The organism is Bacillus sp. BHET2 (assembly GCF_005938125.1).
Lineage (GTDB): Bacteria > Bacillota > Bacilli > Bacillales > Bacillaceae_B > Rossellomorea.
Genome location: NZ_VCQN01000001.1, coordinates 562,063 through 587,619 on the forward strand (window position 1 = coordinate 562,063; position 25,557 = coordinate 587,619).

24 protein-coding genes are annotated in these 25,557 nt (G+C 39.4%); 18 read left to right on the forward strand and 6 right to left on the reverse strand.

The window, feature by feature from the left end; all coding sequences use genetic code 11:
- Window positions 1-201 precede the first annotated feature (201 nt).
- The gene (locus FGG79_RS02960) at window positions 202-1,098 is read left to right on the forward strand and encodes a glycerol kinase (RefSeq protein WP_138776261.1); all 897 of its coding nucleotides are present in this window, start codon (window positions 202-204) and stop codon (window positions 1,096-1,098) included.
- Between the two features lie 289 nt (window positions 1,099-1,387).
- Here FGG79_RS02960 and FGG79_RS02965 read toward each other — a convergent pair whose 3' ends face one another.
- Complete coding sequence (locus FGG79_RS02965) at window positions 1,388-2,485, reverse strand: type I restriction endonuclease (protein WP_138776262.1); 1,098 nt, start codon at window positions 2,483-2,485, stop codon at window positions 1,388-1,390.
- 458 nt (window positions 2,486-2,943) lie between these two features.
- Complete coding sequence (locus FGG79_RS02970; RefSeq protein WP_240794185.1) at window positions 2,944-3,219, reverse strand: helix-turn-helix domain-containing protein; 276 nt, start codon at window positions 3,217-3,219, stop codon at window positions 2,944-2,946.
- Between the two features lie 221 nt (window positions 3,220-3,440).
- Here FGG79_RS02970 and FGG79_RS02975 point away from each other — a divergent pair, with 221 nt between their 5' ends.
- The 11 genes from FGG79_RS02975 to FGG79_RS03025 all read left to right on the forward strand — a co-directional run bounded on the left by FGG79_RS02975 (window position 3,441) and on the right by FGG79_RS03025 (window position 18,074).
- Window positions 3,441-5,381, forward strand: coding sequence for a DUF2075 domain-containing protein (locus tag FGG79_RS02975; RefSeq protein WP_138776264.1), 1,941 nt, complete (start codon window positions 3,441-3,443; stop codon window positions 5,379-5,381).
- Window positions 5,382-5,418: 37 nt separating this feature from the next.
- Complete coding sequence (locus FGG79_RS02980; RefSeq protein WP_138776265.1) at window positions 5,419-5,742, forward strand: nucleoside triphosphate pyrophosphohydrolase; 324 nt, start codon at window positions 5,419-5,421, stop codon at window positions 5,740-5,742.
- 20 nt (window positions 5,743-5,762) lie between these two features.
- Window positions 5,763-6,749 (forward strand): HNH endonuclease, encoded by a 987-nt coding sequence (locus FGG79_RS02985; protein WP_138776266.1) that lies wholly within the window; start codon window positions 5,763-5,765, stop codon window positions 6,747-6,749.
- Window positions 6,750-6,875: 126 nt separating this feature from the next.
- Window positions 6,876-7,271: a (deoxy)nucleoside triphosphate pyrophosphohydrolase gene (locus tag FGG79_RS02990; RefSeq protein WP_138776267.1), complete on the forward strand. Its 396-nt coding sequence runs from the start codon at window positions 6,876-6,878 to the stop codon at window positions 7,269-7,271.
- Window positions 7,272-7,380: 109 nt separating this feature from the next.
- The gene (locus tag FGG79_RS02995) at window positions 7,381-10,272 is read left to right on the forward strand and encodes a DEAD/DEAH box helicase (protein ID WP_138776268.1); all 2,892 of its coding nucleotides are present in this window, start codon (window positions 7,381-7,383) and stop codon (window positions 10,270-10,272) included.
- Window positions 10,273-10,303: 31 nt separating this feature from the next.
- Entirely contained in the window at window positions 10,304-11,668 is a 1,365-nt protein-coding gene (locus FGG79_RS03000; RefSeq protein WP_171050771.1) for a serine/threonine protein kinase, read from the forward strand.
- Between the two features lie 259 nt (window positions 11,669-11,927).
- On the forward strand, window positions 11,928-14,492 hold the full coding sequence (locus FGG79_RS03005; RefSeq protein WP_138776270.1) for an AAA family ATPase: 2,565 nt from the start codon (window positions 11,928-11,930) through the stop codon (window positions 14,490-14,492).
- 1 nt (window position 14,493) lies between these two features.
- Window positions 14,494-15,864 carry an McrC family protein gene (locus FGG79_RS03010; protein ID WP_138776271.1) on the forward strand — a complete coding sequence of 457 codons (1,371 nt, stop codon included), beginning with the start codon at window positions 14,494-14,496 and terminating at the stop codon, window positions 15,862-15,864.
- Between the two features lies 1 nt (window position 15,865).
- Entirely contained in the window at window positions 15,866-16,411 is a 546-nt protein-coding gene (locus FGG79_RS03015) for a hypothetical protein (protein WP_138776272.1), read from the forward strand.
- A 271-nt stretch (window positions 16,412-16,682) separates the two neighbouring features.
- On the forward strand, window positions 16,683-17,120 hold the full coding sequence (locus FGG79_RS03020; RefSeq protein WP_138776273.1) for a hypothetical protein: 438 nt from the start codon (window positions 16,683-16,685) through the stop codon (window positions 17,118-17,120).
- Window positions 17,121-17,342: 222 nt separating this feature from the next.
- Window positions 17,343-18,074 (forward strand): Ltp family lipoprotein, encoded by a 732-nt coding sequence (locus tag FGG79_RS03025; RefSeq protein ID WP_138776274.1) that lies wholly within the window; start codon window positions 17,343-17,345, stop codon window positions 18,072-18,074.
- A gap of 422 nt (window positions 18,075-18,496) precedes the next feature.
- On the opposite strand, the gene FGG79_RS03030 is transcribed toward FGG79_RS03025, so the two are convergent.
- A complete protein-coding gene (locus tag FGG79_RS03030) occupies window positions 18,497-18,727 on the reverse strand; it encodes a hypothetical protein (protein WP_138776275.1) in 231 nt (76 codons plus the stop codon).
- A gap of 172 nt (window positions 18,728-18,899) precedes the next feature.
- Window positions 18,900-19,505 carry a hypothetical protein gene (locus FGG79_RS03035; RefSeq protein WP_138776276.1) on the reverse strand — a complete coding sequence of 202 codons (606 nt, stop codon included), beginning with the start codon at window positions 19,503-19,505 and terminating at the stop codon, window positions 18,900-18,902.
- Between the two features lie 242 nt (window positions 19,506-19,747).
- On the opposite strand from FGG79_RS03035, the gene FGG79_RS03040 reads away from it, so the two are divergent.
- Complete coding sequence (locus FGG79_RS03040) at window positions 19,748-20,608, forward strand: hypothetical protein (protein WP_138776277.1); 861 nt, start codon at window positions 19,748-19,750, stop codon at window positions 20,606-20,608.
- A gap of 136 nt (window positions 20,609-20,744) precedes the next feature.
- On the opposite strand, the gene FGG79_RS03045 is transcribed toward FGG79_RS03040, so the two are convergent.
- Window positions 20,745-21,077 (reverse strand): hypothetical protein, encoded by a 333-nt coding sequence (locus FGG79_RS03045; RefSeq protein ID WP_138776278.1) that lies wholly within the window; start codon window positions 21,075-21,077, stop codon window positions 20,745-20,747.
- Between the two features lie 120 nt (window positions 21,078-21,197).
- Between FGG79_RS03045 and FGG79_RS03050 the strand changes: the two genes are divergently transcribed.
- From FGG79_RS03050 to FGG79_RS03065, 4 genes are all read left to right on the forward strand, one after another.
- A complete protein-coding gene (locus tag FGG79_RS03050; RefSeq protein ID WP_138776279.1) occupies window positions 21,198-21,482 on the forward strand; it encodes a hypothetical protein in 285 nt (94 codons plus the stop codon).
- A gap of 154 nt (window positions 21,483-21,636) precedes the next feature.
- On the forward strand, window positions 21,637-22,170 hold the full coding sequence (locus FGG79_RS03055) for a hypothetical protein (protein ID WP_138776280.1): 534 nt from the start codon (window positions 21,637-21,639) through the stop codon (window positions 22,168-22,170).
- A 56-nt stretch (window positions 22,171-22,226) separates the two neighbouring features.
- Window positions 22,227-22,400: a hypothetical protein gene (locus tag FGG79_RS03060; protein ID WP_240794186.1), complete on the forward strand. Its 174-nt coding sequence runs from the start codon at window positions 22,227-22,229 to the stop codon at window positions 22,398-22,400.
- 266 nt (window positions 22,401-22,666) lie between these two features.
- A complete protein-coding gene (locus tag FGG79_RS03065; protein ID WP_276607958.1) occupies window positions 22,667-23,242 on the forward strand; it encodes a Crp/Fnr family transcriptional regulator in 576 nt (191 codons plus the stop codon).
- On the opposite strand, the gene FGG79_RS03070 is transcribed toward FGG79_RS03065, so the two are convergent.
- Window positions 23,239-23,862 (reverse strand): Crp/Fnr family transcriptional regulator, encoded by a 624-nt coding sequence (locus tag FGG79_RS03070; protein ID WP_138776283.1) that lies wholly within the window; start codon window positions 23,860-23,862, stop codon window positions 23,239-23,241. The two genes, FGG79_RS03065 and FGG79_RS03070, sit on opposite strands and share 4 nt — an antisense overlap.
- Window positions 23,863-24,059: 197 nt before the next feature.
- Here FGG79_RS03070 and FGG79_RS03075 point away from each other — a divergent pair, with 197 nt between their 5' ends.
- A complete protein-coding gene (locus FGG79_RS03075; protein ID WP_138776284.1) occupies window positions 24,060-25,541 on the forward strand; it encodes a 4-hydroxyphenylacetate 3-hydroxylase family protein in 1,482 nt (493 codons plus the stop codon).
- The last annotated feature ends 16 nt before the right edge of the window (window positions 25,542-25,557 follow it).

Below are 25,557 nucleotides of genomic sequence, written 5' to 3' on the forward strand. Positions count from 1 at the left end.
GTAAGGTGAATAAAAGTCCCCACGATTCCTTAATTTAAACTACCTGCTTAGGAATACTTCTATAAAGTTAATAGTTTATCCGGTGAATAGAAGACGTATATACAAAATCATTGTTAAAAAATGATTTTCCCCATATCAATTGCTCTTTCAATAATTAATAAGTACTATATAATTATCATATAATGGTAAATGGGGGATATGATGAGTACAACTGATAAAGTGAAATATGTTTCAACAACTGCACTTTCGAAGGAATTAAAACTAAATGTAAAAGAAATGTTTAATATATTTCTTATAAATGGGTTCATTAACAGAGTGGATGAGAATTGGGTGCTAACTGAAAAAAGAAAGCAAATAGGGGGCACAATTAAAAAACATCCAAGAGTTGGAGAGTACATTGCTTGGAAGGAAGACATAATTGATCATAGCATGTTTAAAACCGAACGTAATGATACACTTTTAAATGCTACTACCCTAAGTAAGCAATTTGGGGTATCAAAACTAAAAATGAATCCAATCCTTTCGGAACTTGGCTTTGTTCAAAAGGGTCTAAAAGGTTGGACCGTAACAAAGCTTGGTTTAAGTTTGGGTGGAAAACAACTTGAATATGATAGAACAGGTGTCCCTTATGTAAATTGGCCAAATAGTATTTTGCAGAATAGAAGGTTAGTAGAAACAATTAAAGAGCTTCAGGGGAATGGGACTGCAACACAATCAGAGTCAGCCCAACACAACCCTGTAGAGTTTAGAGAAAAGTTCGAAGCAAAACACAGGGCAACTGATGGACACTATGTTAGGTCACGCGCGGAGATGTTAATTGATAATTGGCTATACATGTCTGAAATTGCACATGCGTACGAAAGGAAATTGCCTGTAGAAGAAGACGTATACACGGATTTCTACCTGCCCGTTGGTAAAGTGTACATAGAATATTGGGGACTCGAAGATGAACCGAAATACTCAGCTAGGAAACAAGAGAAATTACGAGTTTACAATAAATATGGATTTAATTTAATTGAGTTGAATGACACTGATATTTTGAACTTGGATGATATTTTACCTAAGAAGCTTTTGGTGTTTGGGATTAAGGCTTATTAGGAGGTGGATGGACCTCTTCTAAGTATGCAACACTGAAGCTAGAGAAATGCCCAGCGTTTCCTATTAAATGGTGCTTGAGTAAACGAGTTATTTGAGGGAATATCCAAATAATGAATAGTAAAAGGACAAGGGAGGAACCTTGTCCTTTTGCTATTTAATAAACCAACTGCCTTTATAAGTTAATATAAATATTATCCAGCGGTTTTCTGATGTTCATGAAACCACCGGGACGGATCTGGTGCTTCTTTTTACATTTTCAGGAAGCATCAGAACCGTCACCCTGCTTTCTTCATTTACTGGGAACCGATTCAAACTGCCCAGCCACCGCCATAATTTCTTCTTTATATTCCAATATGTCATTCACTGAATCTATTTTAATATTCGTCCGTTTTTCATCATTCAGCTGGATGTATTTAGTGGGGCCATTGAATCCTAATCTGCAGATCCATTTTCGAATGCTGTCGTCCAATAGTACGTTGAAATAGCTTTTGTTGTCTCGATAGAAGACTCTTGCAGGATCCACTTTTTCTTTCAGTATCAGCTTAATCAGGACATACCCTTCAATTTCTTCTTCAGTTGTTTCAATCTCTTCATTTGAGATTTTCTCTGGAGATCCTTTTTCCTTTTCTGCCTCTATATCTGGATCAGTGCCTGCTACTTCTGTATTTTCAGTTGAGGAGTTCAAAGCTTTCTGCAGCTTATCACTCACTTTTTCATTCACGTACTGCTGTAGAGATTTTTTCACTAAATCCCTGAAGTTATCAATGACTTTCTTCGTTTTCATCCCTTGATAGACGTCATTGATGACTACTTTAATAAATTCTTCAGAAGGTTCTTCCCATTGAAGGTGGAGGTATTGTTTTATTTCTCCTGTGTATTTAAGCTCAGAGGCGGTGGTCAAAACATTAACAATATCAAAATCATTCTTCCTGAATTTGGCGATCTCAAAGATATCAGCATCTTTCAACCCAAGCATATCAAAGACAAAGAAAGGCTTCTGATCCATCCTGTTTTGTTCTTCTAGATCTGTGAAGAATTTATATTCGATTCCGTTCGTCAATATGGCGAACTTTGCTTTCGTCGTTCCAAAGTATCTGAATAGTTGGGAGTCATGCTTTGTCAGCATTTCGTTGACACTTTTTGCTTCAATCAGGATGACAGGTTCATTGTTCTGCATGATGGCATAATCGATCTTCTCACCCTTTTTGATGCCAACGTCAGCTATGTACTCAGGCACCAGCTCCTCCGGGTTAAAAACATCATAACCGAGGATTTGGATCAGGGGCATGATCAACGACGTTTTCGTGGCTTCTTCCGTATGGATGTTCACTCTTATCCTTTCAATGCGGCTGGATAAGTTCTTTAATTGCTGCTTGAATTCTTCCACTTAGCATCACCTCTATAACGATTGGAATTTATTACTACCAATATATGTTATGGTTTTTAAATTTATAAGCATTTAGGAGGATGAATTTAAAATAAGCTAAGTAGGAAACTGATGCACCGCAAATTATAGAAAGGGAACACTGTGAGAGTCCCTTGAATAAACCTAAAGTCTGCATTCTGGTTGCACAGAAAAATTTAAAACTAAGAGAGAAAGCAGTAGCTCACTCCCGATGTAAGCTGCTGCTTTCTCTCTTAGCTATCTTAATAACTTCCTTCACATCAGAACCTCTAAAAATAGAAGTCGTCCGATCATTCTCCGTAAAATAAACCTCGCCATAAGAGTTCCTATCATCAAACCCAACAATCACAAAATTATAAACTTGCTTATCCTTCATTAAAACGAATTCCTGCTTCTTGATCTCAACCACCTCTATCGTTTAAATTGTAGACTAAAGTTATTTATGTAGAAGAATCATTGTCTCTATTTTCCCTCACGTTCTCCCACACTTCTTCATTTAAGCGATCTACGCTGATTTCCAAGGCCATTGCAATTTTTGATAGGGTATAGGATTCAGGGGTTCGTTTACCGCGTTCAATCATACTTATCGTGGTTCGAGCCAGTCCTGCCTTTTCTTCCAATTCTGCCTGAGTATAGCCCATTTCGTCTCTTCTTAATCTTAATAAAATGGATATGTATTTCCCGTATAATTGCCGTTCTGTCAATGGTTTATCCAATGATTTGACCCCTTTTACAACCATTATCAAGTGGTGAAAAATGGCGATAAACGGACAAGTCGTCAAAATATTACATTAAATGGATAATTCTGAAGTTTTTTTGGTTTATTTACAGATTTCCGGAAGTTTGAAAGATTGGGTAAAAAATTAGCCCTCCCCTTGCTAAATCCAAAATTTAACTAAATAATAGGAATATACTGCTACACGAAAGGCTGACGAATATGATCGTATATGAGGCTACTAAACAAGAATTCCTGGAAGACGTTTTCCATGATGAACTTGTCAATAATATATGCAGCAATTACACGTCGAAGATTGGGAAGATAAATGAGCGGGAAGTGCGTTCTTGGGATAATTCGATGCAGTATATGTATCGTGTTCTGAATGATCCGGAGATTCCTAGTGACGCAGGGGTGGCAATCGAGTTCAAGATTCCGCATACGTCGCGCCGGGTGGATTTGTTAATTTCAGGTAAGGATGGTGAGAAGAATTCCATCGTGATTGTGGAGCTGAAGCAGTGGGAATCGGTTGAGGTGATCAGGGGGAAGGAAGCGATTGTGAAGACGGCGATGAATCGAGGGCTGGTGGAGACGACACATCCGTCCTACCAGGCGTGGTCGTATGCATCGCTCATCAAGGATTACAATGAGAATGCTCAAAACGCAGAGATGGAGCTGTATCCTTGTGCGTATTTACATAATTACTTGAATCAAGGGGAACAGGATCCCCTGACGGACCCTGTCTATGAATACTATTTGGAACAGGCTCCGGTCTTTGTGAAGGGGCAGGCGAAGAAGCTGCGGGACTTCATTAAGCGTTATATCCAGGTCGGGGACAATAAGGAGAATCTTTATAAAATAGAGAACGGTCGAATCAGGCCCTCGAAGTCTCTTCAGGATTCATTGAATCAGATGCTGAAGGGGAACGACGAGTTTGTGATGATTGATGATCAGAAGGTGGTGTATGAAGAGGCCATCCATTTAGCGAAGGAAGCCCTCCGCACCAATACAAAGCAGGTACTGGTCGTGCAGGGTGGTCCGGGTACCGGGAAATCGGTTCTCGCTATCAATCTATTGGTCCACCTTACCAATCTCAGCATGGTCTGTCAGTACGTCACGAAAAACGCAGCACCACGAAACATTTATTCTACCAAACTGAAAAAAGATTTTAAAAAGGGACATATTGATAATTTGTTTAAGGGATCCGGAAGCTACTTCGATGCTCCCAGGGATGAGTTCGATGCGCTAATCGTGGATGAAGCCCACCGACTGAATCTGAAGTCAGGGATGTTTCAGCACCTCGGTGAAAATCAAACAAAGGAAATCATCGAAGCATCGAAACTATCCATCTTTTTCATTGATGAAAGGCAGCGGGTCACGTTAAAGGATCATGGAAGTCTTAAAGAAATTGAACGATTTGCCAAAGAAAACAATGCACCGATCACAATCATGAACCTCGAATCTCAATTTCGCTGCAGTGGCTCCGATGGTTACTTAGCATGGCTTGATGACGTTCTTCAAATCAGAACAACAGCAAATGCTCATTATATTGGCAGACAGTATGATTTCCGGGTTTTCAACGATCCGAATGAACTGAGAAGCGAAATTGAGAGAAATAATGCCACCAACAAATCCCGTATGGTTGCAGGCTACTGTTGGAACTGGGACAAAGAGGGGAAGAGCAATACGGACTATCATGACATTGTTCTTGATGAATACGACTTTAAAATGAGTTGGAACCTCGATAATTCAGCCACCTGGGCCATTGATGTTGATTCTGTTAAAGAAGCCGGCTGTATTCATACATGCCAGGGTCTGGAGTTTGAATATGTAGGGGTGATCATAGGGGATGACATGAGATATGAAGACGGACGGGTGATCACAGATCACACTGAAAGAGCTAAGACTGATTCTTCATTGAAGGGTATTAAGAAAATGCTGAAGGAAGATCCAGAGAGATCTGAGAAGGTAGCGGATGAGATTATACGTAATACGTATCGGACGTTGATGACTCGTGGGCAGAAGGGCTGCTATGTGTATTGTACGGATCCTAAGCTTCGGGAGTTTTTTAGAGAGCGGTTTGAAGAGAGTAGTCGGGAGTATGATGGGAATGAGTTTTTTAGAGGTGTGAGTATGGTAGCTGAGGGGAAAGCGGATTATTAATTAAGTTTGATAACTACATCTATTGGAGGAATGTTTAATGCCTACATATAACAAATTAGTGCGGGATAGAATACCAGAAATCATTGAAGAAACAGGAAAAGCTTTTACAACAAGAGTTCTTTCCGAAGAGGAGTATCTAATTGAATTGAAGAAAAAGAGCTTTGAAGAATTAGAGGAATACCACGATGCAGAATCCAGGGAAGAGGCAATAGAAGAATTGGCTGATCTGATGGAGGTTGTTCACGCGTTTGCCAAGTCTCATAATACATCTTTAGATGAAATTGAATCTATACGGCGTGAAAAGGCTAATAATAGAGGTGGGTTCGATAAAAGGATTTTCTTGAACAAAGTAGCGGATTAAATTAAAAAGGATGAGACCCAATGAGTCATAAGCTAAAGGTAGGAGAGTTAAGAGGGATATACTTAACGGATGAAGAGATCTGGAGGGGTTTTACAATTATCCTTTCAAGCAAATCAGTAAAGTCATCTACCTATAAATATGCTCTAATCAAAGCACTGATTGAAAATTTATATCAAATAGATGAGGATTTCAAAGTTACTTATGACCAACTCGCATACACATTTACAAAAGTGTACTGGAATTTAATCATCCATCACAACTTAACAAATCAAAATAGCGGTAAAACGGCAAGAGTGGTATCGATTATCATAGAAGAACAGAGCAAGCATTCAATTCCATCAGAAATGATTTTTGATAAAATACCTGATTCCCTACAATTAAAGTTAGTCAGTAAAATTAAAGCAACTATGAAGATAAATGTATTCGGGGCATTATATGGTGATACAAGGGGACAATTTTATGCCTTTGATCACAAAACGGAACTGTTAAGGTTCAATCCAGCTGTCCATGCTTTCATGTTGAACTATCAAAGACTCATTACGAATCTTACAAATTATCATATGGCCGCAATGATTGAGCAACTTAATGCCGGCCCTAGCATTAACTATCTTTTAGGGAAGGTAGAAAGTATTGCTAAGAGATCTTCGCTAAGACCTTTTGAGGATATACTTTTATCACATTTTTCAGCACAGTGTTTTTATTGTAATAAGGCACTGACTGGACAAAAGAGAGAAACACACGTTGATCACTTTATTCCGTGGTCATTTGTACAATCGGATCATATATGGAACCTTGTTTTGGCATGCAATAAGTGCAATAGCTCAAAAAGTGATAAGCTCCCTGAAAGAGGTTTTCTGGAGGGGATATTAGAACGTAATGAAGAGTTATTGTACCCAGTAAATAGTGACCAGTTGAATAAGCAGATGCAGAATTATAATCCGAAGAAATTGATTATGCTTTATGATTACTCTGTTAAAAATGGATTTGATGCAATTTGGGCCCCTTGATCAAAATTACAGCAGAGTTATTTAGATAGAGTTTAGATTTTAATGCTTTAAGTTATTTGACATTATTGTAGGTGTTTAATTTCTTATGTTACTCTATTCTTATAATATCTCCTTAAGGAGGAACATATGAAAAAGAACATACATGTTGTGGGGGCAGTCATATTTAGAGATAATAAAATCCTCTGCGCACAAAGAGGCACAAAAAAATCTTTGCAATTATTGTGGGAGTTCCCAGGCGGAAAGATTGAAAAAGGTGAAAAGCCTGAAGAAGCTTTAAAACGAGAAATCCATGAGGAAATGCACTGTTCGATTGAAATTGGTGAGAAGATTGAACATACCGTTCATGAGTATGATTTTGGGATTGTTCATTTGACTACTTACCACTGCAAGTTAATCGAAGGAGAACCAGTTTTAACTGAGCACTCAGCTATTAAGTGGTTACCACCTGAAGAATTACATACTCTTGAATGGGCACCAGCAGATATTCCTGCAATTAAAAAGATAGAAAAGGTATATGCATAACTAGAAAGCTATCCATTCATTGGATAGCTTTTCTTTATGGATATGGTTTACAGTCTTGGTAATAAAGATTACAATTTTACTATCATATTGGAAATGAATGGGGATCTTAATGGCAAACTTTGTTGAAAACTTAACGGACTCAATTTATAAGGGTTTTATTGATCATGCACACGGGAAATCCACACGATACAAACCACAGTTGTTGATCAATAATGCGAAGTATAATAAAAATATTCTTTCTACCATTCTAGAAGAATTAAGTCATTGTGAGGATTTCTTTTTTTCAGTAGCTTTTATCACGGAAAGTGGTTTAGCTACGTTAAAGGCCCTCCTTTGGGATCTTAAACAAATGGGGATGAAAGGAAGAATTCTTACATCTACCTTTCTTCAATTCAATCAGCCCAATGTATTCCGAGAGCTCTTGAAAATTTCTAATGTTGAAGTGAAATTAACCAACTTAAAGGGGTTTCATGCCAAAGGGTACATATTTAAACATAGTACGCATTATTCCTTAATTGTTGGTAGCTCAAATTTAACTGCACAGGCTTTAAAAGCAAATTACGAGTGGAATGTAAAATTGAATTCACATGAAAATGGAGAGATCATTCATCACTTTATTGATCAGTTTGAAGAGGTATGGGGTGAAGCGATCGACCTGACTCTTGGATGGATTGAGGATTATGAGAGAATATATCAGACAACAAATCTGCCAAACATCCAGAATGTAATTGAGCATCCGGTACAATATCAGGTCAACTCTCTGAAAGATGCAGTAGAGATTGTTCCTAATCAAATGCAGGAAACGGCCTTACAAAGTATTCAAAGTGTGAGAGCAGAAGGCAAGGACAAGGCATTGGTTATTTCAGCCACTGGTACAGGTAAAACCTATTTATCTGCTTTTGATGTAAGACGATTTGCACCGCAGAAAATGCTATTTATCGTACATCGTGAGCAAATTTTGCAAAAGGCGAAATCGGATTTTCAAAGTGTATTAGGGGGCATCGATCGAGATTTCGGAATCCTATCAGGAAATTCTAAGCAAAATGATGCGAGGTATCTTTTTGCCACGATCCAGACATTGTCTAAAGACCATGTACTGAATCAATTTGATCCTGCTGAATTCGATTATGTATTAGTGGATGAAGTACATAAAGCCGGAGCTGATTCCTATGTGAAAGTGATGGAGTACTTCAAACCACAATTCTTAATGGGGATGACAGCTACTCCGGAGAGAACAGACGATTTCAACATCTATTCATTATTTGATTACAATATCGCTTATGAAATTCGGTTGCAGGAAGCACTTGAAGAAGATATGCTCTGCCCATTTCATTATTTTGGCGTAACTGATTATGAATTCAATGGTGAGTTATTAGATGAAACAGCTGTTTTATCCAAGCTTGTTACGGATGAGAGAGTTGAACATATCTTAGAGAAGATCAAGTACTACGGTCATTCTGGGGATAAGGTAAGAGGGTTAATGTTCTGTAGCCGAAAAGAGGAAGCCATCGAGCTTTCGAAAGTCCTGAATGAGAGAGGACTAAAGACAGTAGCATTATTAGGGAATCATTCTCAAGAGGAAAGAATAAGTAAGGTCAATGAATTAGAAAATGGACAATTAGATTATATTATAACGGTGGATATCTTTAATGAAGGTGTCGACATCCCAAGTATTAATCAAGTCGTCATGCTAAGACAAACGCAATCAAGTATTATCTTTATCCAGCAGTTAGGACGTGGACTAAGAAAGCATGACAGTAAAGAGTACGTAACGGTCATCGATTTCATTGGTAACTATAAAAATAACTACCTGATCCCAGTTGCTTTATCCGGTGATCGGTCTCAAAATAAAGATAATATTCGCCGTCATACAAAGGATACGTGCTACATCAAAGGCGTATCTACGATAAACTTTGAAGAGATTGCTAAAAAGCAAATCTTTAAGTCAATTAATGATACGAAGTTAACTTCCATGAAGATACTAAGAGATGCTTATGTAGAATTGAAAAATAAAATTGGTCGAGTGCCTTATCTTTATGATTTTGTTAGCTATAATTCGATTGATCCATGTGTAATCGTGGGTGAAATGAAATCGAATTACCATACGTTCTTGGAAAAAGTGAATGAAGAAGTACCTTCTTTGTCTAAGTATGAAAATGAAGTATTAACGATGCTCTCTCAAGAAGTATTAAATGGTAAGAGAAGACATGAGATTGTTTTATTAAGGATGCTATTGGATAAACTACAAGTCGCAAGAGATGAGTATGTTAAAGAATTGTCTTTAGCCGGATGTAGAACGGATGCAGAGACTTTGACAGGCGTAGAGCGAGTATTAGATCTAGCATTCTTTACTCAAGCAGTGGTAAAGAAGTATGGTGAAGAGCCAATCGTGGTCAAAGAGAGAGAACAGTATCGGTTTAATGATCGTATCGTTGAAAGTCTTTCTCGCAATGAATACTTTAAGTCATTAGTATATGACTCGATAAAAACGGCAGAAGAAAAGAGCATTGCATACGATTGTTCAAAAAAACTCACCTTGTACCAAAAATATTCACGTAAAGACGCATGTAAGTTATTAAATTGGCTAAATGATGAGAGCTCCACTATGTATGGGTATAAGCCTAAGCATGGAACATGTCCGATCTTTGTTACTTATCATAAGAATGAAGATGTTGAATCCAGTGTTAACTACGGCGATGAATTTATCAATCAAGAAGTGTTTAGATGGTACACACGGAGTAACCGTACTCTAGAATCTCAAGAGGTTAGAAAGATAATTAATGCTAAACAACAAGAGTTAGATTTACACCTGTTTGTGAAAAAGGATGATGATGAGGGAACTGATTTTTATTATATTGGAAAGGCTGTTCCTGAAGAGAATAGTGAGGAACAGACGACCATGTTGGATAAGAACGGTAAGGAGTTACCGGTTGTTCGGATGAATATGTTGTTGGAGCATGAGTTGGAGAGTTCTTTGTATCATTATTTGATTGAGGAGTAATATGATTGGCTGATTTGTTAGGAGGATTTTTGTGAGTAGCATTAGAATTGAACCAAATTTATTTCAGATAATAGAACCTATAGGTGAAGGGGGATTTGGAAAAGTTTTTATAGCTAAAGAAATATTAAATAGTGAGGAGTTAGTAGCATTAAAAGTTCTTAAACCTGAAGAAATGGGTGAAGATCATCTCAAAAGATTTGAAAGAGAGATAAGGATACATACTCAACTAAAGCATCAAAATATTATTCCAATAATTAATTTTGAATTGAATGACTCACTGGATCCTGAAAATGAAAGAGGTCTAGCATATTATACTATGCCTCTAGCGAGGAAGAATTTCAGGGAGTTACTAAAAGAGTATAGAGAAGATCATTTAGGAAATATGGAAGACTCTATGGCTGTATTCTTTTTTAATCAAATTTTAGATGGTATTGAATACGCTCACGAAAAGGAAATAATTCACAGGGATTTGAAGCCTGAAAATATCTTGATATATGGAGAAGAGGGCGATGAAATTCTAAAAATCTCAGATTTTGGATTAGGAAAATTTTTAAATAGTGATACTCAGCTAACTCATACTCGGGCTGCCCTTGGGTCTGATGTTTATGCCGCACCTGAACAATATCAAGACTCAAAACAAGTAGATAATAGAGCAGATATATTCTCTTTAGGTAAAATACTATACGAAATAATTACTCATGACTTACCGGTAACAATAAATAATGACAAAATAAGTGAATCAAGGTTGAAATTTATCATAAGGAAAGCCACTCAAAGTGATAAAGGAAGACGATTCCGTTCTATACAAGAAATGAGAGACAAAATAAATTTCCTTATGGGTAATAAAGATACTCTAAAGACAACTTCTAATCAATTCGCTCATTTATATGAGAAATTCACGGTGAATTTTGAACAAAGTATCTTAAAAGAAATAGCTGATTTACTTAATAATAATTCTAAAGATTATATTTTATTTACTCAAAGTTTTATAAATATGGAAGATACTGATTTAGCAGGAATGTCGGCATTTTATGAAGAGGAATTTTTTGAGGTTGTTGAAAACTATTTGTCTCTTATTAAAGGTAACCATGAGTTTTCCCTTACTGACAAAATTACAGATTTCACCTTGTTCGATATACTTCCGAACATAGATGGGAATTTAGATCTATTTGAGGATATTATAGAAACAATTTTGAACCTAGGTTTTAATCATAACAGATATTATATAGCTAGAGTTCTTGGCAGAACAATTGTTAAAGTAACAGATGATACCAAAATAATGATTATTGGAGATGTATTAACTAATAACCCTCAAGCAAGCAAATGGTCTAAATCTTATCTTCCTTCAGAAGAGGAATTTTGTGAATATTTAAGATCTATCTTAAGTGAACTTTAATGAACTTTACTGCGTGTTATTAGTTGAAGACCTAAGTTTAATTTACAGGGAAGATTATAAAGAATAAGAGTGCTTGCTTATAGAGGTGGAACTCTGAGGCTTGCTAGTAAGGAAGAATATATATGATTTAGAACCCTTTAACAAATTTGTTAGGGTTCTTTTTTATACTAAAATCCAACCAGGTTTCATTCTAAACCATCTACTGGTAAAATCAGGTTTATAAACTACTAAACTAACAAAAAACAAAGGGGTGCCTTCCATGACCAATCAAGAACTTCAACGCCAACTTTTAAAAGATTCATACATAGATATTTCCTTCAAACGTTATCTGCAATTTAAATCCAACTCTCTTTATGATGAGTCATATAAAGAAGATATCCTATCCCGTTTAAACATTTTTATGGGAGAGCAAGACATCACTGATTACACTGTGGTAGATATTACAAGAAAGCTCCAGAAGGAAAATCCGACTGCTGGAAGTTTTGTTCATTGGAGCAATACGACTGATTTGGTGAAGTATGCTGAGGAGCGGCCTAATGAGGTTGCTGATCTATTAAATGAATTGATTTATGCTTCTGCACCGTTGGAGGAAAGGATTGAAGCTTTCAGGGAGAAGGCGAAGGAATTCAATCCTACTATATCGTTGGGGGCTCCTTTATTCGGATATATTCTGGCGGCAATCGACTATACTAAATATCCATTGTATAAGCAGGAAGTCTTCATGGATTTGAAGCGGTCTTACGGAATTGATTTGAAGCTTTCGAATGTCGGCTCAAATTATCAGACATATTTACAACTGTGTGAGCTTGCGTTGACTCATTTAAAGGAGAGTTACGTGGATTTGACGATTCTTGATATCCAAGATTTCTTCTTTTGCAGTACTCAATATGATCAAATCAAGGTGGAAAGTGCAGTAGATTATTTATATAATATTGCGACTGAACTGTACAGCTACAAGTTGGAGCCTCAAAGGTTGTTGGACACTCTCTCTACGTTTGATTCGGAGAGTCTGCAAACTCTGAAAGGCCAGTACAAAAACTCTCAGAAGGTCAACCTGATCAAGTCTAGAGTCATCGATAAGATAATCGAGTTTGGTTCTGTGACAATTGAAGAGCTTGAAGACATTAAGAACGAAGTGAAGGTGAAATACGAAACGAATATCCTGAATTCATGGAATAATTTCACGATCTTATTTCAGCTTTACTATGCCGATAAGAAAGTAAAGGTACAGGAGGAGCAACGGAAGATTCATGAGGCGATTCGACATATGGAAGAGCTGAAGGAATTTGATTTTGTGGAAGATAAGGTGCTGAACGGCTTTAACTGGAATCAGAACTTCGGCTGCTCCGAGTGCTGGCTGGCGGTTTATGAGAAAGGACATATCAGCCATAAGACAGCTCCGCAGTTGTTTGTTTCGGTAGAAGATGGCGGCGTGAAATACGGCATGCTTTATGGGTCTGAGCACCCTGAAAAACTAAAGGGGGAATTTCTAGAAGAAACGGATGAATCAGCGTTCATCTATGATAATCTCCACAAGAAAATGGTGAGCGTCATTGGGTCATTTAGAGATTCGGAGACCGAGGAGGTTAAGGAAGAGACGAATTCCTACTTATCATCACCAGACAAAATCAGTACGGAGAAGTGGATTGAACTTTTACAGAATGAGGCTGTGTTTGGAGAGAACGACCTCGTCTATTTACATAAAATGTATGAGCTTGGAGGAGAGGCAACGGCTTCTCAATTGGCTGCTGCGCTTGGGAAGCATCAATCATCTTTCAATGGCCCGGTTGTTTATCTGGCGAAACGGGTGACTGAAGCCACGGGGATAGAGGTGCCAGTAAGAGATGAGGGGACTGAATGCTATTGGTGCGTTCTTTTTAACGGGGAATATGAGGAGAGCAACCACTTCATCTGGCGATTGAAACCGAATTTAAAAGAAGCAATCGGGATTATGCATGACCATCCAGAAGAAGAACTGGAGAGCTATTCAACGGAGGATTTCCTTGAGGAAGTATTCATAGATGAAGACCAATACAACAAAATCACCAGCCTTCTACGGTACAAGAAAAACATCATCCTGCAGGGTCCTCCGGGAGTAGGGAAGACCTTTGTGTCCAAGCGTTTAGCCTACTCACTAATGGGAGTGAAGGATTCTTCCCGGATCGAAATGGTTCAGTTCCACCAGAATTATGCTTATGAAGATTTTGTGATGGGGTTCAGACCGGATAAGCATGGCTTTTCCCTTCAGTATGGGGTGTTCTATGATTTCTGCCAGCGGGCATTGGAGAATCCGGGTGAGGATTATTATTTCATTATCGATGAAATCAACCGTGGGAATCTGTCCAAGGTGTTTGGAGAGCTATTTATGCTCATTGAGCGTGACAAGCGGGATGAGTATGTCACGATGGGTTATTCGAAGAAAAAGTTTACAGTGCCCTCCAATGTGTATTTGATCGGTACGATGAATACGGCCGACCGTTCCCTCGCGCAGCTGGAAGTTGCCCTTCGCCGTCGGTTTGCCTTTATTGCGCTTGAACCTGCCTTTAATGAAAAGTGGTATAAAGCCGTTCAGGAGACAGGAGTATCGGCAGCCATGATGCAGCGAATCACGAATACCGTCACAAAAATCAATGATGAGATTGTGAACGATTTTCAACTTGGTGCAGGGTATGCCATTGGTCATTCCTTCTTTGCAGGAAAGCCAGAGGAGATGGATGAAGAAGCTTGGTATCAAGGAGTTCTTATGTTCGAGATCCAACCACTTTTGGAAGAGTACTTTTTTGACCGGCCGGAGACTGTTACCTCACTTGTAGAAGGTTTGTAAGATGGACCAGATGTTCAAAGTACCCATCCGCAATCTGTTCTGCCTTCTAAGCTATGTCAATGACATGCCGGAGCTGATTGAGAGTCTGAACGATGTCGATGAAGATCTGATTACGTATGACTTCATCGTCAATCAATTCATTAAGGAAGTGGAATGGCTTCACCGGCGGGGGTTCGTCAAGGATTATGTAGAGAAGCAGGAGGTGACCAACCGGCTGGCTGGCCGGATGCTTATCAATGAATCCATTCCTTATCTCGTCGGGAGAAAGCCGGTGCTCGTTTGTGAAAAGGATGAGTATTCGCCCGATATTCTGCTCAACCAAGTGATGAAGGCTACGCTGCAGTCAATCTGTGTGAATCGATATGTAAAAAAAGAGACGAGGAAGAAGAGTTTCATGCAATTGGATTATCTTCATGAGGTTGGGGAGATCCAACTTACGAAGAAGGTTTATTCCCAGATTTATTTTGGTAGACAGAATGTGCATTACAAACGGATGATTCACCTCGCTATGATGTTATTCGAGCTTAGTTTGTTGTCTCACAAACAAGGGAAGTGGAGCTTATTTTCCGCGGAACTAGATGAAAAAGCCTTGAATGGCATCTTTGAAAAGTTTCTGTTTCATTTTTACCGAATTGAACAGAAGGATTATCGAGTGTCGTCGGAAGTATTAAGGTGGAGGCTCGAAGGAAACACGTCCTTCCTGCCTCAGATGAAAACGGATGTTTCTCTTACCCATCATAATGGTGTGGAGAAAATCATCATTGACGCTAAATTTTATAAGAATGCATTTCAAGAGAATTTCGGGAAGTCTACTTTTCACAGCCATAACATGTATCAGTTGTTTACATACTTGATGCACCAGAAGAAAGAGCTTCAACTGAGAGGGATATTGATTTATCCCACGAATGGAACGGTTATTGATGAGAAGTATCAGTGGAGTGAGAATGTCTGGATGGAAGTAATGACTTTGGATTTGTATGGATCCTGGAAAGAGATTCATGGGAGTTTGATGGCATTGGTTGATGAAGAAAATGGTATCAAGAAAAATGAGATTCAAGCTAAAATTGATGAGATTTTCGAAAGTATTTCTATTTATCCTGAGTACACGGGTGAGGTCATTCGTATCACGGATTATGAATGGAGCCAGGAAATAAAAGACTTTCGGGTAGAGTATTATGTTGGAAGAAGGAAGTATGTATTCTACTACCCAGATGAATTGGACGCAGCTCTTGAAGGTTATGAAGTGAGTGATGATAAGTTAGAGCAGCTAGAGAATGAAGTGAATTATATTAAGAGGATGATGGAGAGAGGAATTGGGGCTAAGGAGTATTATCCGCTTACTGAAATTAAAGAGAATATAGGAGGAAGTTAGTTTGGTGAAAATCAAGAAATATGCCGCTTCCATGTTAATCGGTGCAGTATTGGTCGGATGTTCAGCAGAAGAAACGTCTGAACCAAAAAAGACCGTTGAAAAGGCAGCGACTGTAGAAGAGGAATTCCAGTCCATTGAAGATAAAGCTCATAATGAGATGAAGGAAAACTTCATGGATAATAAGGAAGAAGCCGTTAATGTCGTAGAGAGTTTAAAGAGGATTTTGGAGGAGCCTATGGATGATTCTCTGGTCGAAGCTGGTTTTGACAAGGAATATGATTGGTATTTAAAGTCTCAAAAAGTATCCAATGAAGTCGATGAATTCCTAAGGTTTCAGGATAAACCTAAATCAAGCGACTTGTTGAATGTTAGATTGCTTGCCGCCACAATCGGGCATCTTCAGTATGTAAGAACGGCCCATATAGACGACACGGGTGGGGAGACAGAAGCTCAAACAGCTGTGGATGATTGGAAGCCGGCCAGTCTGGATCTGAATTATTCATATGAAGAGAATTGTCCACGATTTAGATATTGCTTTAAATCATAGTGGAGAAGGTGAAACATTTGGAGTGACTTATCTGATGGACGGTGAGAATCTGGAAGAGTTGAAATCGTTTATAAACGGTGGAGGGTACCAGGGAAGCTAGGGAGTGAGTGGGGACGGAATTCGCTCTTCTCATACAGAGGAAACCGTCTCCTGTTAATTCCAGAAGGTTATTTGGAAGTTTTAGAATGTGGACACAAAAATAGCATTTCAAGTTCTAACATATAGGAGTCAGAAAATGACGACATAAATCAATAGTAGGAGGATGCCAAAAATGAAAAAAACGATATTCATTGCCCTTTTAGTTACAGTACTTACAGTTCTATTTGCTGGGTGTAGTTCAACAAGTTCAGAAAACAGCGAAAAAACCTCAAAGCAAATACCTGAGTTAACAGGTGAGTGGAAACAAACAAATAGTAAATCCTCAGACGCTTATCAAGCTGCTACAATCAATAATGATACGATTGAAATCTACTGGGTAAGCGATAACGGCGACACAAAATCTCTTTATTGGGCTGGTTCTTTTACCGCTCCTACAACTGCAGACGAACCTTATACTTGGGATTCAGAAAGTGACCATAGTAAAACGGAAAATGCTATGCTTGCATCTTCGGATGATACTAAAACTATGACATACCAAGATGGAGTATTAAGTTATGAGGTTTCTGCTTTGGGGACGACTACAAAGGTTAAACTAGAAAAACAAAAATAATTACAATTCAAGGGAAATTTAATTGGTTTTCAAAAAATGTTATGAGTAGGTTAGTGAAGTATCAATTTGAAGTGAAAGTAAAACACAGCATTCGGTCCTGGATGCTGTGTTTTTTTTGAAGCCAAAGAAGCCAAGTAACCTGTCCCCTTGGTTCCCTGCATGTTTGAAAATTAAGGAAATATACTACTTATGTAAGCTTACTATATGGAGGGGGTACAGATAGTGGGGGAATCACCAAAAAAGAAAAAACCGTTCTATAAAAAGTGGTGGGTCTGGGTCATTGCGATTCTGATTGTTGCAGCAGCTGTTGGTGGGAATGAGACTGAGACGAGTGATACGAAGGAAAAGGAGGTCAAGTCAGAGGCTACCGAACCCGTGGCGGTTGAGCCAAAAGAGTCAGAAGAGAAAAAAGAAGAACCTAATAAAGAGGAGCCTAAAACAGAACAGCCCAAAACAGAGGAACCCAAAAAAGAAGAAGCAAAAGTGGAAGATGAAGTCCCCGCAGAACATGCATCCGCTTTGACAAAAGCGAAGACATACGCTGAGATCATGAATATGTCCAAAGCGGCGATTCATAATCAATTAGTTTCAGAGTTTGGTGAAAAGTTTTCCGAGGAAGCGGCTACGTATGCCATGGGAAAGCTTGAATATGATTGGAAGGACAACGCTATGAAAAAGGCGGAATCTTACTCTGATACGATGTACATGTCAAAACAAGGTATCTATGATCAGCTAGTTTCAGAGTACGGTGAACAGTTCACTGCGGAAGAAGCACAATATGCGATCGAGACAATGAAAGCCGATTTTAAAAAGAACGCCTTGGAAAAAGCAAAAAGTTATCAAGACTCCATGGCCATGTCACCAGAAGCGATAAGAGACCAACTCGTTTCTGAATACGGCGAACAGTTCACTCAAGAGGAAGCGGATTACGCTATTCAACATTTAACGGAATAAAATCGTACACATGAATGGGTGTCTGACCCTTAACATACTACTTTATATTAAAAGATCCACACCTCCAATGGAAGATGTGGATCTTTTTTGTAAGCACTAGTATATATCCTAATTACTCAACTGATTTTTGGTGAGGATGACGAACTAAAAAGATTTCTATTTGATTCATTTTTATTCTGTAGAAGACTTTATAGGGATCAGACTTTCCTATAGATATTAATACCATTCGTAGGTCAACAGGCATTTTCTTTATAAGAACATGTCTTCCAGGAATATGAATTGAGAAATCCTGTTGTATGAAATAGAACTCAATGGTTTCCTTTAGATATGTGGCAATCGGTTGGAGTTCAATAGTATGCCTCCATCTGTCTAGAGCTATAAGGGAAGAAATTGCCGACTTTCTCCACACTATTTTCATGGGTTTAGCTCTCTAACATCTTCTTAATTTCATCTTCTGAAAGAATGGGATTATCTCCCTCCAACGCCTTCAATAATTGCTTTTCCTCATCAGAGTCTGTCACTTGATAACCGTCATCGTGACTGACTTCTTCTACTTCCATTAATAAGTACTTACGTTTGCCGACTTGGATGTATGAATGCCCTGATTGAATTGCTTTTTTTACATCATCTTGATCAATTCTTATAGGTTCCATTTACATCACCAACTTTGATTTATTTAACTTTATTATAAATCATCTGTTTTAAAGAATAAAGTTTAGGAGGATTTGTTATTTGGACAAATGAATGATGTTCAAAATAAGGTGAAATCGAGCTTAGAATGGAGGGAACCTCTTAATTCTCTTTCCCTATAAATCAAGTTAACATTCACGACGGTCTTTTTCCTTTTTCTTCATAGTGTACTCCGGAGGTTTTCTTTAAGTAATCCGTAATATAAGTTACATTTTCCTGATGTTCTTGATTCCCATCCTTAGGAATATAAAACTTAGTCTGAGACTTCCCCTCCCCATCATAAAAAAGAAGATGTCTAGAAGTAGATACTACTTTTAGATTCTGACCAATCCTATGTTGTCGATTTCCAAGTAAGAAGGCCTTTTGATCCTGATCAAACACAATCATGTAGTCCTCATCGTTTGCTGGCTGGTATTTCTCTTTTAAACGGCGGGCTGATTGTTTTAGGAATGCATGGATTCTGAAGCGGAAATAGAAATACAACAGAAGGTGTACGACAAGGGATAAACCGAACGCCAATAGAGCTGGGAACATCACTTGCGATATAAATGCGAACATCACTGGAGACGATGTACTTGCTGATTCTTGAAATTCATGATTCCAGTACAAAAATAATACTATGGAAATCACGAATAAACCTATGTTTCCAAAGATGTAAACTTTTCTAAAGTAAGGCATGTATTTAAGGAGTTCATAGTATCCGTCATCAGACAGCTTGAATGTGAAAGTTTTCTTTTGCATAGATGGTCCTCCTTTCTAAATAGTCATTACTTTAAGTCTAGTTTATATAGATGAAAGTTCAAGTGTTTTCATGCCATTGAATTCTGATTGGATGGCGTATTCATTAAGTTCATATGTCCTCCTACAAACATTCGGACCCCACCCGAATGTTTTTTTTATAAAAAATGTATCCAAAGGGTGTCCCTTTCACTCCCATCCCCCTATATAAAGGGTGAAACCAAAATGAATGAGGAGTGATTGTAATGAATGGATGGAGAAAGTTGGAGACAGGAATGTTGGATATGGAGACGTTTCATCACCCGGAGGATCTTCGTTTGTATGTGTTGGTTCTGTTGAATGCGACACATAAAGGCGGGGTTCAGGTTGGCGGTGTGGTGCTTGGGGAGAGGCAGTATGTGCGTTCGCTCCGGAAGCTGCGGGAGGATCTGTGGTTCTATAATGGGAAGAAGATTGATGAGTATTCCCATTCGCGGATTCAGCGTTCGATTAAGCGGTTGGAGAAGTGTGGGTGGTTGAAGGCGGAGAAGTATGAGCATGGGTATGTGTTTACGCTGAGACCGACGAAGGATTTCGCCTGTGGGGAGTATTTGAGTTGGATGGGGATGTCGAAGAAGGAAGAGGAACGTGAGGAATCCGGTGGTGACCAGCCTGATGATGGGGCTGGTTCCGGGATGTCTTCGTGCGGCGAAAAGGATGTGAAACAGGTGCGGAGAGAACCTGCAAACAGACTTAAGAACTTAGAGAAAGAAGAGATCTTAGAGAACAACAACATCAACACCACTGCCACTAGAGACACTAAGGATGTAAATAGGCTGCAGGCGCTGATTGGACATTTCGTTGGCAGGAGAGGACAAGGCTTTCTGTTAACCCCGATGGATCACGTGGCGATGGAGCGGATCAGTTTGAGCGAGTTGTCGACGGATGAGTTGATTCGATTTATGGATGAGCAGTTTGACAAGCAGGAGAGCATTAATCCGAAGCTGACGATCAACAGTCCGAAGTATTTGGAGAAGGCCCTTGAGGCGTACGTTTCTCCTCGGGAATCGATGCAGGACATGGATGACTTCTTGGACGGGCTTGAGGAGATTGTGACGGAGGCATGACTTCGGGAGAGTTCAGGGAGCTGGTGAAGATAATCAAGATGAAGCAGGGGGACGGTTCTGTTGCTTCGGTTTGAGTAGGGCGGGGGGACAGGTCCGTTTGCTGTGAAGGGTTCTAATTTTGAAAACTATAAAAAAGTCAATTTGCCTCTTCTGTTATTTTTCTATCTTTATAAAACTCTTTCATTGATTTTTTTAGATTGTTTTCTTGGTATGGAGTTTTTTCTAATGCTTTATCAAATAATGAGATAATGGATGATTTGTTATCTTGATAGTTTTCGTTACTCATATTGATTCTCTCTTCTTCAAAAATCTCTTTAACAATATTAGTTTTTCTGTCTTGACCTAATTTACTCCAGTGTTTCACTATTAACTCATTATTAGAGATCTCCTCTACTGTTTCTTCATCTGCACAGCCTAGTAGCAAGAATGGGAGCGTACAACATAGTAAAATAACAATTAGTTTCTTCAAGTGATCCCTCCACGTTTTATGTATATGTTTATGGTAACTGTGTTTATTGTAATGTGCAAAGTGAAGTTAGCCAGGGGACCCTTGGCTAAGGATTAAATAATGAAGAGGGGAGGGATTGGGATGTTGGTGACGGAGTATGCGAAGGGGAATGAGTTGAATTTTCGAATTGAGAGTTTGAAGGTGTATGTAGTGTTGATGGGATTGTTGGGTGAGGAGCGGGAGCGGCGTGGGGATGGGTATGAGTTGGTGAGTTATCGGGAGTTGTGGGAAGGGTGTAAAGAGGCTGGGGTGTTGAGTGGGGTGGATCAGGGGTTTGCGGTGATGATGGATATGGTGGGTGTGGTGGAGGATGGGGGATTGATTGGGAGGGAGAGGGTTAGTGGGGGGAGTTGCGTGAGGTGTTAGAGTGGGCAAAAAGGAAGCAGGAGAACCGTCCCCGTGCTCCCCTAAGCTCCCACTTGAACCCCTTGATCATTTTACTGAATTTTCTAAATAAAACATGTAGATTAGACGATTTATGGTATAATAGAATGACAATCAAACGAAAGCGATCTGAGCTATGTTATTAAATGCAGCTACAAACAGTCCCGTTGATTATTATTTTCGAGAAGTGGGAAAAGAAGAGGTAAAGGATAATAGGTACCTTCCTGATTATGGTTGGGAATTTAATTGGCTTTATCCGATATCGCATGATTTTAAGGTTTTCGGATTAGTTACTGACCATAATCCAGATATTGTAGAGGGTCTTATTGCCTTGAAAGAAAACCCAGATGAAGACTTCCTTTGTGTAGATGTAGATATTATTGAATCTTCACCACAAAATAAGAAGTTTATAAAAGGTGTACTTAACCAAGAGCGCTCATATATAAATGTTGGAAGAGTTCTCTTAGCGTTTGCTTGTTGGTACAGTATTGAAAAAGGGTATGACGGGTATGTTGGTCTCACATCCAAAAGCAGCAAATATCCCTTTTATGAGAGTCTGGGAGCTCGACTGACATATGGGCAGCATTTCATGTTTGATGACATTGCAGCTGAAAGGCTTGTAAAAATATACTTTTCGGGAGGTGTAGTATGGTGGCAGGAACCAAGTTGAAATCAAGATATTTTAAAAAAATTCCAGGAGGGCATACTATAACCAGGAGTGATAGAATGCATAAAGATGTCGAGAAATTTGATCATGATTTTCCTGATGGGGTATTTGCATTCCCAGCACCCGTCGAATCCCCGAAAGTGAAAATAAGGGCATTGGACAAATACTGCAAAGAACACGGTGTTCAACCAAAAGATTTAACAGATGAAGAAATGCGACAGTTCCTTGTTTAATAGCTAAATAGGGACGTATCTCACTTTGCCAAAGGTGGGATACGTCCCTTTTTCCATGTTGTGTTTTACGGATTAGGTAGAGATGAGCTTCACTCCAACATCTCCTTTATTTCTTCTTCTGAAAGAATCGGATTAGTCGTCCAGTACATTTCAATAAATGTTATAATTATCTAAATAATAAAAATTTTACAACTGCATGAATAGAGGAAGGTGATTGTGTGGACTACCTCCGTCACCAATGGGAGCCATATTTGTCATACGGGCAGGTGTTCGAGTTTAGGAAGAATAAAGTGGTCTATCATCAAGGACAGGCGGGTCGGGGAATCTATTATTTGAATAAGGGTGAAATAAAGATTACGCTCTTGTCCGACAAAGGGGATGAGCGTATTATCAACATGGTTCCCCCCGGGATGTTGTTTGGAGAGCACGGGATTCATGGGGAGGCATATTTGACAAGCGGGATAACGAACTGCCCATCAACGATTTACTATTTTTCCAACGATGCGATTGATGCAATCTGCAAGGATCATCCAGGGGCAGCCGCCATCTATACCGATTCATTAATTTACAAATTCAGGACCCTGGCTGAAATCATCGCTCACCTGGATAGTCCCATTGAGCAGCAGATGGCTTTCTATTTACTGAAGCTTATTCAGGAAAACGGAAATGCCTCGATGAACCAGACGGCATTTTCAAAATACATTGGCACGTCCCGAATTACCGTGAACAAAATCATTCAGAAATGGAAACAGAAGGGGTACATCGAGCTTCAAAAACGAAAAATCGTCGTAAAAGATTTTCCTAAAATCAGGACGATTGCCCATAACCCCCATGAAGATTAACCAACCAGGTTTCTAAGGAAATCTGGTTTTTTTATGTAGTATTTTCGCTTGTCTACCTCAATGATCCCTGCTTCCTGCCATTGTTTTAGTACTTTATAGACGGTGATTCTAGTCAGGCCTGTACAGCAGGCGAGATCTTGCTGTGAGATTGGAATCTCATAATTTTTGAATTCATCACAGATATTGTGGAGTAAAGCAGCAAGCTTTTGCTCTGATGTAAGCGCATTCATATTTATGCGATCTAAGAGGATTTTCATTTTATGGATGACGCTTTTGGAAAAGAGTTTGAAGAGTTCCGGGTGGGCAAGCATAAGTTTTCGAAATTCGTCTGCTGAGAAATGATAGACGACTGAATTCTTTACGGCAATCGCAGTTGTGAAATGAGTGTTCTGGTCAAGTGACTGGACTCCTAATAGCTGGTTGGGTATGACGATGTTAAGCATATTTTCTTTGCCGGCGGCTGTTACGGTAACAATCCGGACCAGGCCTTTATGTAAATAGTAAAATCCTTCTCCGAGATTGCCCTGCTGGTAAATGCATTCTTTTTTTCTGAAAAATTGGCGTGTCCCGTATTTTAAATAATCCTCCCAATGAAAAATTTCTTCGTAAACTGTGGCCATACCATTACCTCCCAAAAAGTGAAGTTGATATCTAAGATAAGCATAGGGGAAACAGTGCCGAATTTCTATAAATATTTGGATAATTTTGATTTTTCCAAAACTATCTCAGGAAAAACGTTAAATAGGCTACAGTTAGAATGGAAAATTAGTATTAAAATCAGTATGAATTTTCAAATAATATTTTCAGGAGGGTGTATATGGGAATTAGGACTGGAGCTCAATATATCGAAGCGGTTAAAGCACGCAAACCTGAAGTTTGGCTTTCAGGTAAAAAGGTTGAGAATTTGTTTGAGGAACCGGTTTTCAAGCAGCCGATACTTGAAATCGCCAAGCTGTTTGACATGCAGCATGATCCTGAATTCCAGGATAAGATCACTCATGTATGTGAGGAAACGGGAGAGCGGGTGAATAATTCCTTCCTTGTGCCGAAAAGCTACGAGGACTTAGTGAAGCGTCGCAACGTTTTCGAAGCATATGCCAGGGCAACCTTTGGATTGATGGGAAGAACTCCGGATTTCTTGAACGTCGTGGTAACATCCATGTACTACAATTCTTGGTTCTTTGAAAAATACAACAAAAACTGGGCAGATAATGTCCGCAATTATTATAAATACCTCCGTGACAACGACATATTCCTGACTCATGCCATTATCAACCCGCAAAATGACCGCAGTAAAACGTCACATGAACAGAAGGATACGTATACCCATCTTGGTGCTGTGAAGGAAACTCCGGATGGCCTGGTTGTCAGGGGAGCAAAGATGCTTGCGACCCTTGCACCGGTGACAGATGAAGTGATCATTTACTCATTCCCTGGATTTGCCCCAGGTGATGAAAAATATGCACTGGCTTTTGCGATTCCGATTGATACCCCGGGGCTGCGTATAATCTGCCGCGAGCCGATGCAGGATGGAACACGTTCGTTCTTTGATCATCCCCTCGCTTCACGGTTCGAAGAGATGGATGCCTTGCTGGTGTTTGATGATGTGGTCGTTCCTTGGGACCGTATTTTCTTATATAACAATGTCGAAGCAGCCAACAAGCTGTATCCAATGACAGGCGCTGGTCAGCAGCCGGCACATCAATCAGGGGTCAGGGGCCTTGTGAAATTGGAATTCGCAACGCAAGTGGCCATGAAGGTGGCGGATACGATTGGCGTCGATGGATACTTGAATGTTCAGGAACAGCTTGGAGAGCTTGCCCAGTCACTTGAGTCGATCAGAGCGCTGTTAAAAGTGGCTGAATACGAGCATACGATGACCGAGCATGGAGAAGCAATGCCGGATTACGTCGCACTTGAAACCATCCGCGGCTTGCTGCCTACAATGTATCCCCGGGCAATCGAAGTCATCCAGATTATCGGTGCAGGCGGTTTGCTCATGTCCCCGACTGGAGCTGATTTTGAAAATGCAGCATTAAGAGATTCAATCGACAATTACTATGTCGGCCGTGAAGGCATTTCTTCTTTAGAGAGGGTAAGCATTTTCAAGCTTGCATGGGATCTGTGCGGTGAGGCATTCGGTCAGCGTTTGCTTCAATACGAGCGCTATTATACAGGTGATCCGATTCGTAAGAGGGGGATTTTCTATAACAACTATAAACGCCAGACACCACTCACAATGGTTGATGAAGCGTTGAAGGGCGGTCTTTTGGATAACAAGGAAGCGCTTACAAATTAATGAGCATTCCGAGGAG